The organism is Flavobacterium sp. 9AF (assembly GCF_902506265.1).
In the GTDB taxonomy this organism is placed as follows: Bacteria; Bacteroidota; Bacteroidia; order Flavobacteriales; family Flavobacteriaceae; genus Flavobacterium.
On the sequence record NZ_LR733556.1, the window covers coordinates 2,916,551 to 2,933,818 of the forward strand.

At 29.9% G+C, this 17,268-nt stretch carries 17 protein-coding genes; 11 read left to right on the forward strand and 6 right to left on the reverse strand.

Translation table 11 applies throughout. The features are described from left to right. The first annotated feature begins 160 nt into the window (after positions 1 to 160). Both HALO113_RS13285 and HALO113_RS13290 read left to right on the forward strand, forming a co-directional pair. Positions 161 to 574: a lipocalin family protein gene (locus HALO113_RS13285; protein ID WP_159779486.1), complete on the forward strand. Its 414-nt coding sequence runs from the start codon at positions 161 to 163 to the stop codon at positions 572 to 574. Positions 575 to 972: 398 nt separating this feature from the next. Continuing rightward, positions 973 to 1,407, forward strand: coding sequence for a lipocalin family protein (locus HALO113_RS13290; protein WP_159779487.1), 435 nt, complete (start codon positions 973 to 975; stop codon positions 1,405 to 1,407). A gap of 45 nt (positions 1,408 to 1,452) precedes the next feature. Here HALO113_RS13290 and HALO113_RS13295 read toward each other — a convergent pair whose 3' ends face one another. Next, on the reverse strand, positions 1,453 to 1,728 hold the full coding sequence (locus HALO113_RS13295; RefSeq protein ID WP_159779488.1) for an ATP-dependent Clp protease adaptor ClpS: 276 nt from the start codon (positions 1,726 to 1,728) through the stop codon (positions 1,453 to 1,455). A gap of 31 nt (positions 1,729 to 1,759) precedes the next feature. Then, positions 1,760 to 2,596 carry a 50S ribosomal protein L11 methyltransferase gene (gene prmA / locus HALO113_RS13300; protein ID WP_159779489.1) on the reverse strand — a complete coding sequence of 279 codons (837 nt, stop codon included), beginning with the start codon at positions 2,594 to 2,596 and terminating at the stop codon, positions 1,760 to 1,762. A gap of 88 nt (positions 2,597 to 2,684) precedes the next feature. Between prmA and HALO113_RS13305 the strand changes: the two genes are divergently transcribed. From HALO113_RS13305 to ygiD, 8 genes are all read left to right on the forward strand, one after another. Beyond that, on the forward strand, positions 2,685 to 3,902 hold the full coding sequence (locus HALO113_RS13305) for a porin (protein ID WP_159779490.1): 1,218 nt from the start codon (positions 2,685 to 2,687) through the stop codon (positions 3,900 to 3,902). 49 nt (positions 3,903 to 3,951) lie between these two features. Beyond that, positions 3,952 to 4,791: a S1 RNA-binding domain-containing protein gene (locus HALO113_RS13310; RefSeq protein ID WP_159779491.1), complete on the forward strand. Its 840-nt coding sequence runs from the start codon at positions 3,952 to 3,954 to the stop codon at positions 4,789 to 4,791. A gap of 10 nt (positions 4,792 to 4,801) precedes the next feature. Next, positions 4,802 to 5,770 carry a YheT family hydrolase gene (locus HALO113_RS13315; RefSeq protein WP_159779492.1) on the forward strand — a complete coding sequence of 323 codons (969 nt, stop codon included), beginning with the start codon at positions 4,802 to 4,804 and terminating at the stop codon, positions 5,768 to 5,770. A 66-nt stretch (positions 5,771 to 5,836) separates the two neighbouring features. Continuing rightward, positions 5,837 to 6,256, forward strand: coding sequence for a hypothetical protein (locus HALO113_RS13320; protein WP_159779493.1), 420 nt, complete (start codon positions 5,837 to 5,839; stop codon positions 6,254 to 6,256). A 141-nt stretch (positions 6,257 to 6,397) separates the two neighbouring features. Next, the gene (locus HALO113_RS13325) at positions 6,398 to 7,480 is read left to right on the forward strand and encodes an efflux RND transporter periplasmic adaptor subunit (protein WP_159779494.1); all 1,083 of its coding nucleotides are present in this window, start codon (positions 6,398 to 6,400) and stop codon (positions 7,478 to 7,480) included. Between the two features lie 24 nt (positions 7,481 to 7,504). Next, complete coding sequence (locus HALO113_RS13330) at positions 7,505 to 10,699, forward strand: efflux RND transporter permease subunit (RefSeq protein WP_159779495.1); 3,195 nt, start codon at positions 7,505 to 7,507, stop codon at positions 10,697 to 10,699. A 22-nt stretch (positions 10,700 to 10,721) separates the two neighbouring features. After that, positions 10,722 to 12,155: a TolC family protein gene (locus HALO113_RS13335; protein WP_159779496.1), complete on the forward strand. Its 1,434-nt coding sequence runs from the start codon at positions 10,722 to 10,724 to the stop codon at positions 12,153 to 12,155. Between the two features lie 138 nt (positions 12,156 to 12,293). After that, a complete protein-coding gene (gene ygiD, locus HALO113_RS13340; protein WP_159779618.1) occupies positions 12,294 to 13,127 on the forward strand; it encodes a 4,5-DOPA dioxygenase extradiol in 834 nt (277 codons plus the stop codon). Positions 13,128 to 13,142: 15 nt separating this feature from the next. Here ygiD and HALO113_RS13345 read toward each other — a convergent pair whose 3' ends face one another. The 4 genes from HALO113_RS13345 to HALO113_RS13360 are packed head-to-tail and all read right to left on the reverse strand — an operon-like array spanning position 13,143 to position 16,286. Beyond that, positions 13,143 to 13,526 carry a VOC family protein gene (locus tag HALO113_RS13345; RefSeq protein ID WP_159779497.1) on the reverse strand — a complete coding sequence of 128 codons (384 nt, stop codon included), beginning with the start codon at positions 13,524 to 13,526 and terminating at the stop codon, positions 13,143 to 13,145. Positions 13,527 to 13,557: 31 nt separating this feature from the next. Then, positions 13,558 to 14,760, reverse strand: coding sequence for a serine hydrolase (locus HALO113_RS13350; RefSeq protein WP_159779498.1), 1,203 nt, complete (start codon positions 14,758 to 14,760; stop codon positions 13,558 to 13,560). After that, on the reverse strand, positions 14,735 to 15,166 hold the full coding sequence (locus HALO113_RS13355; RefSeq protein WP_159779499.1) for a PH domain-containing protein: 432 nt from the start codon (positions 15,164 to 15,166) through the stop codon (positions 14,735 to 14,737). Before HALO113_RS13355 ends, HALO113_RS13350 begins: the two co-directional genes overlap by 26 nt. Position 15,167: 1 nt before the next feature. Continuing rightward, positions 15,168 to 16,286: a C1 family peptidase gene (locus HALO113_RS13360; RefSeq protein ID WP_159779500.1), complete on the reverse strand. Its 1,119-nt coding sequence runs from the start codon at positions 16,284 to 16,286 to the stop codon at positions 15,168 to 15,170. A gap of 131 nt (positions 16,287 to 16,417) precedes the next feature. Between HALO113_RS13360 and HALO113_RS13365 the strand changes: the two genes are divergently transcribed. Beyond that, positions 16,418 to 17,257, forward strand: a complete 840-nt coding sequence (locus HALO113_RS13365) for a 1,4-dihydroxy-2-naphthoyl-CoA synthase (RefSeq protein ID WP_159779501.1) — start codon at positions 16,418 to 16,420, stop codon at positions 17,255 to 17,257. Positions 17,258 to 17,268: the final 11 nt, after the last annotated feature.

Sequence of the window (17,268 nt, forward strand, 5' to 3'; positions counted from 1 at the left end):
GACAATTTGTTATTTTTAAAAGATTAAAAAATATAATTTTAATTTTTTTAACAATCTAATTGTAAATATCATTATTCTATTTCTTGTGTTGTTAAATATTTGTAAAATTGGTTTTTTTGTTGTTTTTTTGATATAAACTTAACAAATAAAACTATTAATTATGAAAAAATTAACTATTATGTCTTTTTTGACATTTGGCTTTGTATTATCTTCTTTTAATACATTTGAAAATAAAGAAGTTTCAATCGTAGGTAGATGGAAATATTATCAGGAAGGTAAAAAAATAAGTAAAGCTGAACTGTTGTTTTCATATGAACATGAAGAAAAATGCGGTAATGATTATGTGGAATTTTTTGAAGATGGAAAAGTTAACGATGTTTTTTATTATGGAGAAGATAATTGCGAAATGTCTGTTGATAGTGGTACATGGAAAAAGGAGGATAATAACTTGATTATCTATTTCCCATTCGCTGGTGAAGAAAAAGGAGAAATACTTTTATTAGATGCGACTACATTGAAAATAAAAGCAGAAGTTGAAGGTAAAGAAGTAATCTACATTTATAAGAAGATATAAAAGTTAATTTTTTATTAAAATTATTTTTATTTTCCTTTCTGTTTTCGAACTTAATGTCTTGTATTTTAATTATATATGTTGTTTTTTGATTTGTTTTTATGTGAGGTGGAATTAATTTTAGTTTATTTATTTTGCATTATAACATTAAAATAAACAATATGATAGGTTTACAAGAATTAATTATTTATTTAATTACCGATTACAATCTTACAGCATTTATTGGATTAGTAGGTGGTGCAGCAGTAAAATAATAAGAAAAAAATTATTCACAAAAAATCCCGATTTGTCGGGATTTTTTTATTTCAATATAAGACAAAACTTGTTAAATAAATGTTAAAGAATGAAGTGTTGTAAAAAATAAAAATACTTTTGATTCCTGAAAAATTAATTTAATAATTATGAAAAAATTTAAATCTTTATTTGTATTCATTTTAATGTTCTCTATAGTTTTAGTTTCATGTAATAAGGATGATGATGCAAGTTCTGTGTCAATAGAAGGGAAATGGGAATATTATAAAGAAGGATATATTAATAATAATTCAGAAATATTAATAGATTATCAAAATGATTGTTCTAATCAAAAAGATTTTGTTGAGATTCTTTCAGGTTCAGTTATTAAAACTCATGTGTTTGAAATCCCTTTTCAATCTACTACTTGTCAAGAGGCTATTTCAACAGGTACTTGGTCAAAAAATGAAAATTCAGTTGTTATAACTTTTAGCGGAGAATCTACAAATAATGAAATTCTTGAATTATCTGATCAATATTTAAAAGTTAAATATTATGATGAAAATGAGCAACAATATGCTATATATATATTTAAAAGAATATAACTGTGTATAAATAAAAAAAAACCGAAATTACTTCGGTTTTTTTATTTATTGTATTTCTGCACTTAATCCAGCATCTAACAAGGCAGAACATTGCGGTTTTAATTCATCATAGCTTCCCGTCTTAACAGTACATTTTCCTTTATAATGTACAAGTAAAGCACATTGTTCTGCTTGTAAAGCTTCATGATTACAAACGCGTATTAGTGTTTCTATAACATGATCAAATGTATTTACATCATCGTTATATAATATAATTTCATTGTTTAAGTTCACTAATTCTTCAACTAAAACTTCTTCCTGTATTTTTTCTATCGCGCTCATTTTAAGAGTTTTAAATTTATTGTAAAATTAATTATTCTTTTATATATTTCAAAGCTACCCAATTGTTTCTTTCGAATTTTTTAACATAAGTCAGTCCTTTTTCCGTACAACAAGAATCTATAACAGGAATATCTTGCGTGTAAAAGCCACTTAAAAATAAAATCCCATTTTGGTTTAAACAATCTACATATTGTTGCATGTCGTTTAAAAGAATATTTCTGTTAATATTGGCAATGATAACATCATACTTTTTACCTTTTAAAAGCGAAGCATCACCTTCATATACGCTAATATTTTTACAATTATTTCTTTCGGCATTTTCAATAGAGTTTAAGTAGCACCAGTTATCAATATCAATGGCGTCAATTGGTTTAGCTCCTTTCATTTCAGCTAAAATGGCTAAAATAGCTGTTCCGCAACCCATATCTAGTGTTTTTTTATCTGCAACATCTGTTTCTAATAAATGTTGTATCATCATGTGTGTCGTTTCATGATGTCCTGTACCAAAACTCATCTTAGGTTCAATTACAATATCAAATTCTGCATTCGTCTTTTCATGGAAAGGTGCTCTTACATGACATTTTCCATCAACATTAATCGCTTCAAAATTCTTTTCCCATTCTTCATTCCAATTCACTTGTTCAATTTCTTCGAAAGTGTAGGATATTTTAAATTCTTCATTGTTAAGAATATAAATATCTTCCAATATATTTTCATTCCAAAGTTCTTTTTGTACATAGGCAGCAAGACCTGTTTCTGTTTCAACAAAGCTTTCAAATGCAGTTTCTCCTAATTCAGCTAATAAAATTTCTGAACCTAATTCTCTAGGTTCAATTGTAAAATAATAGCCTATATAAATATTTGACATGATGTAATTTTTTGCAAAGGTAAATAAAGGAAAAGATATTCTTTAAAATATTTTATTTTTGCGAGCAATTCAACACAACTACATTTTAATGAAAAAAATATTTATTCTATTTGTACTTGCCCTTTGCCAGTATTCATTTGCGCAATTCAAAAAAGATTCCTTACATAATAACGATATAAAATTAGCCGCTTTGCCTTATTACAGTTATGGAAAAGGCTTGGGTGTTACTTCTCCAGACAGTATTTTTCAGCTGAATATTCGTTTTAGAATGCAAAACAGAGTAACGTATATCAATGAGGAAAATGAAGACAATCGATATGAAGCCCAAATTAGAAGATTACGTTTGCGTTTTGATGGATATGTAGGTGATCCAAAGTTTTTATATGTTATCCAACTTTCTTTTGCTCCAGGTGATGTAGGTGTTATTGAAGATGGAGAAAACATAAACATTATTAGAGATGCTGCAGTTTTTTATAGACCTAATAAAAATTGGAATTTTATTTTCGGTCAAACTAAATTACCAGGAAATAGACAACGAGTAAATTCTTCAGGTGCTTTACAATTAACAGATAGAACCATTAATAATGCAAAATTTACTATTGACAGAGATTTTGGTGTACAAGCGTATTATTTAAACGAAAAGAAAGATGCTTTTTCCTATAATGTAAAAACAGCGATTTCCACTGGTGAAGGAAGAAATTGGACTAAAACTTCAGATGATGGAGTGGCTTTAACAGGTAAAATTGAATTGTTCCCTTTTGGAACTTTTAAGAAGAACGGTATTTATTTTGAAGGCGATATTTTACGAGAAGAAAGCCCTAAATTACTTCTATCAGGTGCTTTTCAACAAAATAATAGAGCCGTGAGAACACAAGGACAATTAGGTAAGGAACTTTTTCAACCAAGAACCCTGCGTTCCACATTTTTTGATGCTCTTTTAAAATATAATGGCTGGAGTTTTATGAGCGCTTATATGAATCGAAAAGCGAAAGATATAATTACTTATGATGTCGATGATGTAACTAATTTTAATTATGTTTTTGCAGGAGAAGGTTTTGATTACCAAATGAGTTATGTGTTCCCATCCAATTATGAAATAATCGGAAGATTTTCAACCCAACATGTAGCCAATGAAATAAAGGATTTGACACCTAGTTCTAAGCAATATAGTATTGGATTAACGCGCTATTTATGGGAACATACTTTTAAATTGCAAGCAGAACTCACCTATAATGAATTAGATTATAATTGGAGTTCTTCTTCATCCAATTGGTATGCTCGTTTTCAGATTGAAATAGGAATTTAATTTTTTTACGATGCATTTAATTACCTTTACACCATAATTCAAATTAAGTATGTTACAGATAGGTCAATATAATACTCTAAAAATATTAAGAACTACTAAAGTCGGACTATTTTTAGGTGATGGAGTTAATGAACAAAATGATGTTTTATTACCTAATAAATATGTTCCAAGAGAATATGCTATTGGTGATGATTTAACTGTTTTTATTTATTTGGATCATGAAGAACGCCCAGTAGCAACAACATTAAAACCTTATATTAAATTGGGTGAATTTGCTCATTTAAAAGTGAATTACATTAATAAGTTTGGCGCTTTTATGAATTGGGGGTTGGAAAAAGACCTATTTGTACCCTTTAAAGAACAAGCCCGACCCATGGAAGAAGGGAAACGTTATTTAATATATTGTTTTATGGACGAAAAAACCAATAGATTAGTTGGTTCTAGTAAAACACAGCAATTTTTAAATAATGAGGACGTAAACCTAGAAAATGGAGGAGAGGTTGATATTATTGTATCTCATATTACAGAAGCAGGAATTAATGTAATAATTAATGAAAAACATAGAGGTTTAGCTTACAAAAACGAAGTTTTTGAAGAGGTTAAACCAGGTATGAGAATGAAAGCTTACATTAAAAATGTGAGACCAGATGGGAAAATTGATGTATCGCTAAGAAAAATAGGAATAGAAGCCATCGAACCTTCTTCCCAACTAATTTTAGACGAATTGAAATCAAATAATGGGTTTTTAGGTTTACATGATAATTCCAATCCAGAAGATATTCGAACTGTTTTAAAAATGAGTAAAAAAACTTTTAAAAAGGCAGTAGGGAATTTATACCGTCAAAAATTAATTGAAATAAAAGAGGATGGTATTTATTTAATTGTTTAGTTATACTTGTATGCCTTTTATTGACTCTTCATTATATAACCAATCTGTTTCTCTATTACATAAAAATAAACATGTATCTACCATTTATGCAGGTATGTTTAAAAAATTCCCTGTTCCAAATTACCAAAGAGAAATTTTAGAATTAAATGATGGCGATTTTTTAGAAGTAGATTTCAATTTAAAAAATCCAAATAAAGCGGTTATATTGTGTCATGGTTTAGAAGGAAATTCACAACGAACTTATATTAATAGTTGCGCAAATTATTTTTTAGAAAGAAATTTTTCTGTTTTTGCATGGAATAATAGAAGTTGTAGTGGAAACATGAATCGATTACCAAAATTGTATCATCATGCTACCATAGAAGATTTAGATGCAGTTGTACAATTTGTTTTAACACAAGTAGAAGAAGTTTATTTAATAGGTTATTCTATGGGTGGCGCACAAACCTTAAATTATTTAGGTCGAATAAATAATTTAGATAAAAGAGTAAAAGCTGGTGTAGCCATTTCTGTTCCTATTGAAATAAAATCTAGTGCAGACTCCTTAAAAAAAGGATTTAATAAAATCTACATGAAAAACTTTATGTATGATTTAACAAAAAAGCTAAAATATAAAGCGGAACAATTTCCAGATTTGTTAGATTGGTCTAAAATTAAAAATATTGATGGATTTGATTATTTAGACGATCACTTTACAGCGCCCTTGCACGGTTTTAAAAACAAAGAAGATTATTATTATCAAGTTTCACCAGCTAGAAGTATAAATGACATAAAAAAACCTGTACTCATTTTAAATGCACTAGATGATCCATTTTTAGGAGAGGATTGTTATCCAAAAGAACTGGCTCAAAAAAGTAATTGTATTCATTTAGAAATTCCTAAATATGGAGGACATTGTGCTTTTCCTATGAAAAAAAGCAAGTATTCTTATGCCGAAATTAGAGCTTTTTCTTTTATAGAAATGATCAGTAACAATTAATTTTAACATTTAATTAGTTTTTAATTGTTTGTTAAAAATTAAAAATGATATAATTTTGTGCTTTATATGAAGAAAAAGACTATAAAATATTTTTTACTATTTATAGTAACTCTTTTGGTAACTAACATTAATTCATTTAATGATATTTACTTTGATTCTTATTTTTCTTCCTATTTAAATTCAAATCCTTCAGATAATAAAGAAAATTGTTATTCTTCAACAAATTTTCTATTCAATCAAACCATTCAAAATTATGTAGATGTCGAAAGACACAAAATTAACGGTTTAGATATAGAAATTGAAGAAGACGAATTATTTACGAATAAAAAAGTAAATGATTCAGATATACTTTTTCATAGATTTTTTCTTTCTTCAATTGAAAAATGCCCATTAAGTCTTCTTAATAAAGAGCTTGTTTTTAGTCTTAATAGTTATATATTTTCTACAAAAAAACTATTTATCATATTCGAAGTCTTTAGAATATGATTTTTTATTAAAACAGGAATATTATATTTTCTGATTTAGTTATTTATTAACTGCATTTATTAATTTTTTAAGGAATTAGAATAATAATTTATTATTACTACTATTCCATTAATTCTACCCTTTTATTTAAAAATATTTATTATGAAAAAAATTCTCATATTTATGAGTGTATGCGGTTTGCTATTAAACACAAGTTGCAAAAAAGAAATTGAAAAAAAAGAAGAAAACACCCATTTTCTGGTTACTAACCCAATAAAAAAAGATACTTTAATTACGAAAGATTATGTATCCCAAATTCAATCGAGTAGACACATTGAGTTAAGAGCTCAAGAAAGAGGTTATTTACAAAAAATCTTTATTGATGAAGGTCAATTTGTAAAGCAAGGCCAATTATTATTCCAAATTATGCCTAAATTATATGAAGCTGAAATGGAAAAAGCGAGAGCTGAAGCTAGTTTTGCCGAGATTGAATATAAAAACACAAAGCGTCTAGCAGATAGTAATGTGGTTGCTCCCAATGAATTAGCAATGGCAAAAGCGAAACTAGATAAAGCGAATGCGGAGTTAGCTTTAGCACAAGCACATTTACAATTTACGCAAATTAGAGCTCCTTTTGATGGTATAGTGGATAAATTCCATGTTCGTTTAGGTAGTTTAGTGGAAGAAGGCGATTTATTAACTAATCTATCGGATAATAGTAAAATGTGGGTATATTACAATGTACCTGAAGCCGAATATTTAGATTTTAAAGCAGAGCAACAAGGAAGCGTTAAGCCTACGGTTAATTTATTAATGGCAAATAATAAATATTTTGAATATCCTGGAGTTGTTGAAACAATTGAAGCTGATTTTAACAATGAAACGGGAAATATTTCTTTTAGAGCAACTTTTCCCAATCCAAAGAGTTTATTACGTCATGGAGAAACGGGAAATATCCATGTTACTTTACCTTATAAAGACGCAATGTTAATTCCTCAGAAAGCTACTTTCGAAGTATTAGATAAAAAATATGTTTATGTAATTGATAAAGAAAATAAAGTGGTATCTAGAGAAATTAAATTAGCCGCAGAATTACCACATTTATTTATTGTAAGTGAAGGTTTATCTGAAGATGATAAAATTCTTTTAGAAGGATTACGATTGGTTAAAGAAAATGAAAAGATTGAATATAAGTTAGAAAAGCCTGAAACCGTTTTAGCGCATTTAGAGCTTTATGCTGAATAATTGAAATTATAAAAAGATAAAAACATGTTTAGTAAATTTATACAAAGACCCGTTTTTGCAATTGTAATTTCAATTATGATTGTCTTTATGGGAACGCTCTCTATCTTAAAATTGCCTACTTCGCAATTTCCAGATATTGCGCCCACAACGGTTAATATTTTTATAGCTTATCCTGGAGCGAGTGCAGACGTATTAGTAAAATCAACATTAATTACACTTGAAAACTCCATTAATGGGGTACAAGGTATGCGTTATATGGCTACGGATGCAACGAGTGCTGGAGAAGCTACCTTAAGAATTATTTTTGAACCAGGAACTGATCCTAACCAAGCAGTAATTCGGGTAAAAACTAGGGTGGACCAAGTGATGCCCTTATTACCTGAACTGGTTCAAAGAGAAGGAGTTGTAATTACACCTATTCAGCCCAGTATGTTGATGTATGTCAATTTATATGCTACTGGTAAGAATATGGATGAAAAATTCCTATACAACTATGCGAATGTGAAAATGCTTCCTGAAATTAATCGTATTAAAGGAGTAGCGAGATCGCAAATTTTAGGAAGTAGGACGTATGCGATGCGTATTTGGTTGAATCCAGACCGTATGAGAGCCTATAATGTTTCTACAGATGAAGTAATGGATGCTTTGGCAGAACAAAGTATTGTAGGACGTCCAGGTCGTATCGGTCAAAGTTCGGGTATACAAGCCCAATCTTTGGAATATGTACTAACTTACAAAGGTAGGTTTAGTGAGCCAGAACAATATGAAAACGTCATTATTAGAGCCAATGCAAATGGAGAAAGTATTCGTTTGAAAGATATTGGTCGCGCAGAATTAGGAAGTGAATTCTTTGATATTTATTCTAATTTGGATGGACATCCATCGGCTTCTATTGTATTAAAACAAAACTACGGAAGTAATGCTAATGATGTAATCGAACAAGTAAAAGAAAAATTAGAGGAAATGAAAGAAACTTTTCCTCCAGGTTTGGATTACAAAATTAGTTATGACGTTTCTAAATTCTTAGACGCTTCTATTGAGCAAGTAATCGATACCCTTCGAGATGCTTTTATATTAGTAGCACTTGTGGTTTTCATATTCTTAGGGGATTGGCGTTCTACATTGATTCCAATTTTGGCTGTACCCGTTTCATTAATTGGTGCCTTTTTTGTGATTCAATTTTTTGGTATAACCATCAATTTGGTAACACTTTTTGCCTTGGTACTAGCAATTGGTATTGTGGTGGATGATGCTATTGTCGTCGTTGAGGCGGTGCATGCTAAGTTTGAAGAATTTCCGCATATTACACCTTATTTAGCGGTTAAAAAAGTATTAGGAGAAATTAGTGGTGCTATTATAGCAATTACTGCGGTAATGGTATCGGTATTTGTACCTATTTCATTCATGTCAGGACCTGTAGGGACTTTTTATCGTCAGTTTTCAATTACGATGGCAAGTTCGATAGTTATTTCCGCGATTATTGCCTTGACATTAACACCTGTTTTATGTGCTATGTTACTTAAAAATCATCATGGTAAAGAAAAGAAAAAGAATATTTTAACGAAATCCCTTGATAAGTTTAATAGTGTTTTTGACAAATTAACTGGAAAGTATGTAAGATTATTAAAATCGATTGTAAGTAGAAGGTGGTTAACTTTCTTTGTATTAATCGCATTTTGTGCTGGAACATTTTTTGTAAGTAAAATACTTCCATCAGGATTCATTCCTAGTGAGGATCAGGGAACTATTTATGCGATTATTCAGACACCTCCAGGTTCAACCTTAGAAACTACCAATCAAGTCTCACAAAGACTTCAAAAAATTTGTGAACATGTAGAAGGAGTGGAGTCTGTATCATCTTTAGCAGGTTATGAAATTATGACGGAAGGTCGCGGTTCAAATGCAGGTACTTGTTTGATTAACTTAAAACCATGGTCTGAAAGAGAGCATAAAGTAACTGAGATAATGGAAGAATTGGAAGAAAAATCGAGAGATTTAGGAGCAAAAATTGAATTTTTTGAACCACCAGCAATTCCAGGATTTGGTTCGTCAGGAGGTTTTTCTATGCGTCTTTTAGATAAAAGTACCACAGTAGATTATAAAGATTTTGATGAAATCAATAAGAAATTCATGGAGAATTTGGAGAAACGTAAAGAGTTAGCAGGTCTTTTCTCTTTCTTTGCGGCAAACTATCCTCAATATGAATTAGAAATAGACAATCAACTAGCGATGCAAAAAGGAGTATCTATTGGTAAAGCTATGGAAAACCTTGACATATTAATTGGTAGTACCTACGAACAAGGATTCATTCGATTTGAACGTTTCTTCAAAGTATATGTTCAATCTGACCCTAAATTTAGAAGATTACCATCTGATATTTTGAATTTGTATATTAAAAACGATCATGGTGAAATGGTACCATATTCTGCCTTTATGAAATTGAAAAAGACACAAGGACCCAATGAGATTACCCGTTTTAACATGTACAATTCTGCGGCTATTCAAGGATTACCTGCAAAAGGATATACCACAGCTGAAGCGATTGATGCTGTTAGAGAAGTGGCCAAAGAAACGTTACCAAAAGGTTATGATATCGCTTGGGAAGGACTTTCCTATGATGAAGCGAGTAGAGGAAATGAATCTATTTACATCTTCTTAATTGTATTAGTATTCGTATATTTTGTGTTATCTGCACAATATGAAAGTTTTATTATTCCTTTATCGGTAGTATTCTCGTTACCTGTGGGAGTTTTTGGTACGTTCTTTTTATTAGAATTGATGGGACTTCAAAATGATATTTATGCGCAAATTGGTTTGATTATGTTAGTAGGATTACTCGGTAAAAATGCCGTGTTAATTGTAGAATTTGCAGTACAAAAACATCATGAAGGACTTTCGATATTAGAAGCAGCAATTGAAGGTGCTAAGGTACGTTTCCGACCTATTTTAATGACCTCTTTTGCTTTTATTACAGGATTAATTCCATTAATGGTTGCTTCTGGAGCGGGTGCCATTGGTAATAGAACCTTAGGATCTGCTGCATTAGGAGGTATGCTATTTGGAACCCTATTTGGAGTTATAATTGTACCAGGATTGTACTTTATATTTGGTTCATTGGCTAGCGGAAGAAAATTAATAGATGTAGAAGATGATAGTTCATTAAGTGAAGATTTTGTACATCAATTGGATCGTTTTCCAAAAGAAGAAGAGGAAGAATAAAATGAATTTAAAATTGAAACATATGCTTCGTAAAAAGTATTATATACCTGTGACAACTTTTATAATTATATTAAGTTTAGCAGGCTGTAAAACAAGTAATTTGGCACAAAAAGAAGCCAATACAACTGTTCCAGAAAGTTATTCAACTAGTAAGGATACTGTTAATTCTGGAATTATGAATTGGAAAGACTATTTTGTTGATACTCATTTAAATTCATTGATTGAGACAGCATTACAAAATAATCAGGAACTGAATATTACGTTACAAGAAATCGAAATTTCTAAAAATGAAATTAGAGCACGTAAAGGAGAATACCTTCCTTTTATTGGGTTAAAAGGTGGTGCAGGCGTTGAAAAAGTGGGAAGATATACGAGTCAAGGGGCTAACGATGCGAATACAGAGATTAAACCTGGTGTAGAAACTCCAGAACCGTTACAAGATTATATGGTAGGAGCTTATGCAACTTGGGAAATTGATATATGGAATAAATTGCACAATGCAAAAAAATCAGCTATTAGTAATTATTTAGCTACTGTAGAAGGTAAGAATTTCATGATCACTAATTTAATTTCTGAAATAGCGAATTCGTATTATGAATTGTTGGCTTTAGATAACCAATTAGTCATTGTAAAAAACAATATTGAGATTCAAGAAAATGCGCTTAAGATTGTTAAGTTACAAAAAGAATCAGCTCGTGCTACAGAATTAGCGGTAAAACGTTTTGAAGCACAAGTTTTTGATACGAAAGGTTTAGAATTTGAAATTCAACAAAAGATAATTGAAACTGAAAATAGAATTAATTTCTTAGTAGGACGTTTTCCACAAAAAGTAGAAAGAAGTAACGATTCCTTTATTGATATTGTCCCTAATACAATACATGAAGGTATCCCTTCGCAATTGTTAGAAAATAGACCCGATGTAAAACAAGCAGAATTAGAATTAGCTGCAGCAAAATTAGATATTAAAGTGGCTAAAGCTAGATTTTATCCTTCCTTAGGAATTTCAGCGGGTATTGGTTTAAGAGCTTTTGATTCTAAGTATTTATTTACTACTCCAGAGTCTTTGTTGTATTCAATTGCTGGAGATTTAGTAGCTCCATTAATTAATAGAAATGCAATAAAAGCGACTTATAATACAGCAAATGCGAAACAGATTCAAGCGGTTTATAATTATGAAAAAACAATTTTAAACGCTTATGTTGAAGTAGCGAATCAATTGGCTAAAATTGAAAACATGAAAAATATTTATCAGTTAAAGTCAAAGCAAGTGGAAGCTTTAAATCAGTCGGTTACTATTTCCAATGATTTATTTCGTTCTGCAAGAGCCGATTATATGGAAGTACTTTTAACTCAAAGAGACGCTTTAGAATCTAAATTTGATTTAGTAGAAGCTAAAATACAACAGATGAACGCTATGGTAAGTATTTATCATGCATTAGGCGGAGGATGGAATTAGTTTCTGAATAATTGTTAATTTTTTTTTAAATCCTAAACTTTTATGGTTTAGGATTTTTTATTTTCATACATTTGTATATACAAATATTGTATTGTGAAGAGAGCTAATTTTATTAAAATAATTACAGGAGGTCTTATTATGTCAAATATCAATTCGTTTTACAATTGGTCAAATTCCTTATTGGAAACAGACCAGAAAATGCCTGTCTTATTTATTGGTCACGGTTCGCCAATGAATGCTATTGAAGATAATGAGTTTTCAAAACGTTGGCAACAAATGAGTCAAGAAATACCTAAACCAAGAGCAGTAGTTGTGGTTTCGGCTCATTGGCTAACCCAAGGAACAGCAGTAACAGCCATGTCTCATCCTAAAACAATTCACGATTTTGGAGGTTTTCCACAAGCTTTGTTTGAGGTACAATATCCTGCACCAGGTGACCCCAATTTAGCTGCTGAAATTCAAAAATTAGTTACCAATCCATCCGTAGTTTTAGATCATGAATGGGGTTTAGATCATGGAACTTGGTCCGTGGTAAAGCATATGTATCCCAATGCTGATATTCCTGTATTGCAACTCAGTATCGATTATCATAAACCAGCAAAATATCATTATGAATTGGCCAAACAATTATTGTCTTTACGAAAAAAAGGGGTGTTAATTATTGGTAGTGGTAATATGGTTCACAACTTGAGAATGGTAGCTTGGAACAAATTGAACGAACCAGAATATGGTTATGATTGGGCTTTGGAAATGAATGCCATTTTTAAACAAAAAATTAGTACTAGAAATCATTCCGACTTAATTGCTTATGATAAACTCAATAAATACGCTAGTTTAGCTATTCCAACACCAGATCATTATTATCCATTATTGTATATCTTAGCTTTACAAACAGACAACGATGAGGTAACTTTTTTTAACGAAAAAGCGGTAGGTGGTTCATTAACCATGACTTCGGTAAAAATTGGTTAAATAAACTATTATTTATCATTGTTGGGTACCAATGGCCCAGTAATTTCCAGCAAAATCATAAAAGGAGCCTCTCATATCTGGGTCACCTGCTTTACAAACAGGTGCTTCAATACTTTGACAACCTTGGTTAATAGCTTTTTGGTAAGTTTCAATTACATTTGGTACATAGACATGTAGCATGGTTGTATGCGCTTTATAGTTTTCTGTACTATTGCTAATCATGAGGATGCTATCGTCTATTTGTAGTTCAATGTGAGCAATAGTCCCATTTTCATGATCAAAACGTCTTAAAGTCGTCGCATTAAATACAGTTTTCAGTAAATCCACTAATTTTTGGGCATCATCTACAATTAAATAAGGCGATAAAGAATTGTAATTTTCAGGTTTGTAGTTTTTCATAAAGATATTATTTTCTTATAAAAATACGATTTTATTCTTCATCTTCAATAGTAAAAGGATAATCACCAAATAAACTCGATAAGCGTTTGATTTGGTATACTTTACTTGTATATTTGTTGGACAGTGCTATCATAGTTACTGTATCTTTTTTCAAAGTGATATATGAAGTTTTATTTCCGTGCCACCAACCGTTATGATAAAACATGGTTTTACCATCATCCCATTCTCTTAATCGAATACCTAAACCATAATTATTAACACCTTTTTTTTCATAACTATATCCTTTGTATGCTTTTGATTTTATGTCTTTACTTAAAAAATCATCAGAATATGTGGCTAAATCTAATTTTAAAATGTCTCTTGGTGTTGAATATATATTTTTATCTCCGTACACTGCATCTTGATAATTACATGGAATTTCTTCCCAAGTGCTTTTATAATTTTTTCCTACTGTATCTTCATGCTTATCAATTTCAAAGACAAAGGTATTATTCATTTGTAAAGGTTCAAAAAGATAAGTTTTCATCGCTTTTGGAAAAGAGAGCTGTGTTATTTTTTCAATTACCAAAGCTAAAATAGCATAATTTGTATTGTTATAACTAAATTTTGTATTGGGTTCAAAATCTAATCCTACTTTTTTTGATATAATTAAATTTAAAATATCTTCATTGTGTATCATTTTTGATTTATCCCAAATAGAATCAATATCTGAAAAATGCAAATAATTTGGTAAACCACTTCTATGATTTAAAAGGGTTTCAATTGTTATGTTTGAATAAGGAAATTCTGGAAAATATTCTTTTATTTTCGTTTCTAATGTTGTTTTTTTTGCATCAATAAGTCTTAAAATAACAGTCGCAGTCATAACTTTACTAATAGATGCTAAATGGATAGCTGATGAAGAATTAATTTTTGTCTTATTTTTAAAATTAGAATATCCTGTATATTTTTCGAATAATACTTTTCCGTTTTTAGCAACCAAAAAGGAACCACTAAAATGATCAACATCAATATTTTTTGTGTAAAAATGAGCTATTTCTTTTCTTTTTTCTTGAATGTATTTTTTTTCTAAGGAATTAAATTTTGGGAAAGAAAAAGAGGTTTTAGAAATTTTAGTCGTTTCTAGGTCTTGTTTTTTATTGCCTTGGTTTTGGCATGAAATTAGAAAAGTAATACATACAAAAAACAGAAATACATACTTTATTTCTCTAGGGTAAAATTTTGATATTTTCATTTATTCGTATTAAAATTTCTATAAATTCAGCTTCGTTTTCAGGTGAAATATAAATATCATCATAATAATTATAACTAATAATAAGTCCTACATGACTTAAAGCTAATTTTAATGTAACAGGTATAATAATACCATTGTGGTGCTTAATTTTTTTTATATTCTCTATTGGTATCTTTTTATTAAATGGACCAGATTTACAATATAAATGTGTTTTATCAATTCGATACTCAGTATCAAATAGAATCCAAGCTAAAAAAAATAAGGCAGATAAATTGATGCTTACAACAATTATAAAGGAAGCTAAATCATTACTATTAAAAATGGGTATGGTTGCTAAGATTATGATTATGAAAACAAAAGCAAATATTACTTTATTGGCTTTACTAATACTAGACTTGTAAATCATGTTATAATCCTAAATTCTTTTTTGTTGTTTTATTTATGCCATCTTTATGTAATACTATAGATATAGCTTTTAATTTCATATAGGATTCACTCATAAATATAAAACCTCCATTTTTAACTTTACTTTCATCAGTTCCCCATGAATTTTTAATTTTATAATAATTATTTCCTTTTTGATCTTTTACTTTACCTACAATATGCATTAAATGATCATCAGTAGTGTTAAAATTTTCAAATTCTTGTTGACGAAATTGAGGTGTGATTCCCTTTTCTGTTATAATTTCTGTAAGTCCAGTAGTGTTGTCGTTTTTGTTTTCTGGAATAAATGCAATACCTTTTTTGGCTGAAAAAGTAGTTTCAGAAACATCACAATCTAAAGCTAAGGTGAATCCTTTTTCAAGAGCATAATCGATTGTACTAATAAATTCATTTAAAGGTAAATTATACATACTACCATTGGAAAAATTGTCTGGAATGTCTAAAATAAAAGATTGGTAAATTGGTTTATGTGTAAAAGAAGTAAGGGTAATATAATCGATAGGTTTTATTTTAGTCATTTCTAAAAAACTCATTGGAGAATACTGTTTTCCTTCATAAGTAAATTGACTTGGAATAGGACCTAAATAAACATCAAGTACTGTTTCTATAGCTTCTTTCCATTTATTGGATAATTGTTTACCTGGATTGTCAACATAAGTTTTAACCATTGCTTCTAAAACAGCAATTAGCTCGGCATGATTATGTTTTTTCTCATCTTCAGATAAGCCGCTATAAACGGAAACAGGAACTAAACCATTTGTGGTCAAACTATTGATTACATCATGACTTAAACCGCCTTCACCAAATTGTGCTTTTCCTTGTCTCATAACATAATTATAAGCCTTTTTAGGATAAGTGGTTCTTACTTGATACATTTCAGATAAATCAATTTTTTTACCCGTTAAACGAATAATTTCTGATTCTAAAAAAGAAGAAGTAGAAAAACTCCAACAGGTTCCTGTATTATCTTGAGAAATGACAGGTAAACAATCTAAATTAATAACTTCTTGAAATTCATAGTTTTGTGCAAAATTTGATAAGACTCCAGTAGTCAATAGAAGTCCTAAGTATAGTTTTTTCATTATAGTATTTGTTTAGTTAGTGCAATATAATGCAAAAAATGAATTATTTTTACCTGAAATTATATAAAATTTGACATAAAAGTAAGCTTTAACTTGAAATTTGAAATAATAATTAAAATAATACATTAACAATGAGTACAATAAACTGGAAAACTGCTTTAGAATTTGAAGATATTACCTATAAAAAATGTAATGGAGTGGCTAGAATAGCATTTAACAGACCAGATGTTCGTAATGCTTTTCGTCCTAAAACTACAAAAGAATTAATTCAAGCCTTTTATGATGCGCAAGAAGATACATCAATAGGAGTAGTATTACTTTCTGCAGAAGGACCAAGTTCAAAAGATGGTATTTGGTCCTTTTGTAGTGGTGGTGATCAAAAAGCACGTGGACATCAAGGTTATGTAGGTGAAGATGGTTATCATCGTTTGAATATTTTAGAAGTACAACGAATGATTCGCTTTATGCCAAAGGCTGTTATTTGTGTGGTTCCTGGTTGGGCAGTAGGTGGTGGACATTCTTTACATGTAGTTTGTGACTTAACTTTGGCAAGTAAAGAACATGCTATTTTTAAACAAACAGATGCAGATGTTACTAGTTTTGATGGTGGCTATGGTTCTGCATATTTAGCCAAAATGGTGGGACAAAAGAAAGCGAGAGAAATTTTCTTTTTAGGTAGAAATTATTCAGCTCAGGAAGCTTTTGAAATGGGTATGGTAAATGCAGTTATTCCGCATGCTGAATTAGAAGATACTGCTTTTGAATGGGCACAAGAAATTTTGGCAAAATCACCAACTTCTATAAAAATGCTAAAATTTGCTATGAATTTAACAGATGATGGTATGGTGGGCCAACAAGTTTTTGCTGGTGAAGCCACTCGTTTAGCCTATATGACAGATGAAGCAAAAGAAGGAAGAGATGCGTTCTTAGAAAAACGCAAGCCTAATTTTGAAAAAAAATACTTGCCATAGGAAATTAGAGT

What these genes read in the sequence shown, in the direction of transcription:
- HALO113_RS13315 (WP_159779492.1), top strand. Translation starts at nt 4,802, where the DNA reads ATGCCTTTTATTGACTCTTCATTATATAACCAATCTGTTTCTCTATTA.
- HALO113_RS13290 (WP_159779487.1), top strand. Translation starts at nt 973, where the DNA reads ATGAAAAAATTTAAATCTTTATTTGTATTCATTTTAATGTTCTCTATA.
- HALO113_RS13335 (WP_159779496.1), top strand. Translation starts at nt 10,722, where the DNA reads ATGCTTCGTAAAAAGTATTATATACCTGTGACAACTTTTATAATTATA.
- HALO113_RS13360 (WP_159779500.1), bottom strand. Translation starts at nt 16,286, where the DNA reads ATGAAAAAACTATACTTAGGACTTCTATTGACTACTGGAGTCTTATCA.
- HALO113_RS13285 (WP_159779486.1), top strand. Translation starts at nt 161, where the DNA reads ATGAAAAAATTAACTATTATGTCTTTTTTGACATTTGGCTTTGTATTA.
- HALO113_RS13330 (WP_159779495.1), top strand. Translation starts at nt 7,505, where the DNA reads ATGTTTAGTAAATTTATACAAAGACCCGTTTTTGCAATTGTAATTTCA.
- HALO113_RS13325 (WP_159779494.1), top strand. Translation starts at nt 6,398, where the DNA reads ATGAAAAAAATTCTCATATTTATGAGTGTATGCGGTTTGCTATTAAAC.
- HALO113_RS13320 (WP_159779493.1), top strand. Translation starts at nt 5,837, where the DNA reads ATGAAGAAAAAGACTATAAAATATTTTTTACTATTTATAGTAACTCTT.
- HALO113_RS13365 (WP_159779501.1), top strand. Translation starts at nt 16,418, where the DNA reads ATGAGTACAATAAACTGGAAAACTGCTTTAGAATTTGAAGATATTACC.
- HALO113_RS13345 (WP_159779497.1), bottom strand. Translation starts at nt 13,526, where the DNA reads ATGAAAAACTACAAACCTGAAAATTACAATTCTTTATCGCCTTATTTA.
- HALO113_RS13350 (WP_159779498.1), bottom strand. Translation starts at nt 14,760, where the DNA reads ATGAAAATATCAAAATTTTACCCTAGAGAAATAAAGTATGTATTTCTG.
- HALO113_RS13305 (WP_159779490.1), top strand. Translation starts at nt 2,685, where the DNA reads ATGAAAAAAATATTTATTCTATTTGTACTTGCCCTTTGCCAGTATTCA.
- HALO113_RS13310 (WP_159779491.1), top strand. Translation starts at nt 3,952, where the DNA reads ATGTTACAGATAGGTCAATATAATACTCTAAAAATATTAAGAACTACT.
- ygiD (WP_159779618.1), top strand. Translation starts at nt 12,294, where the DNA reads ATGTCAAATATCAATTCGTTTTACAATTGGTCAAATTCCTTATTGGAA.
- HALO113_RS13295 (WP_159779488.1), bottom strand. Translation starts at nt 1,728, where the DNA reads ATGAGCGCGATAGAAAAAATACAGGAAGAAGTTTTAGTTGAAGAATTA.
- HALO113_RS13355 (WP_159779499.1), bottom strand. Translation starts at nt 15,166, where the DNA reads ATGATTTACAAGTCTAGTATTAGTAAAGCCAATAAAGTAATATTTGCT.
- prmA (WP_159779489.1), bottom strand. Translation starts at nt 2,596, where the DNA reads ATGTCAAATATTTATATAGGCTATTATTTTACAATTGAACCTAGAGAA.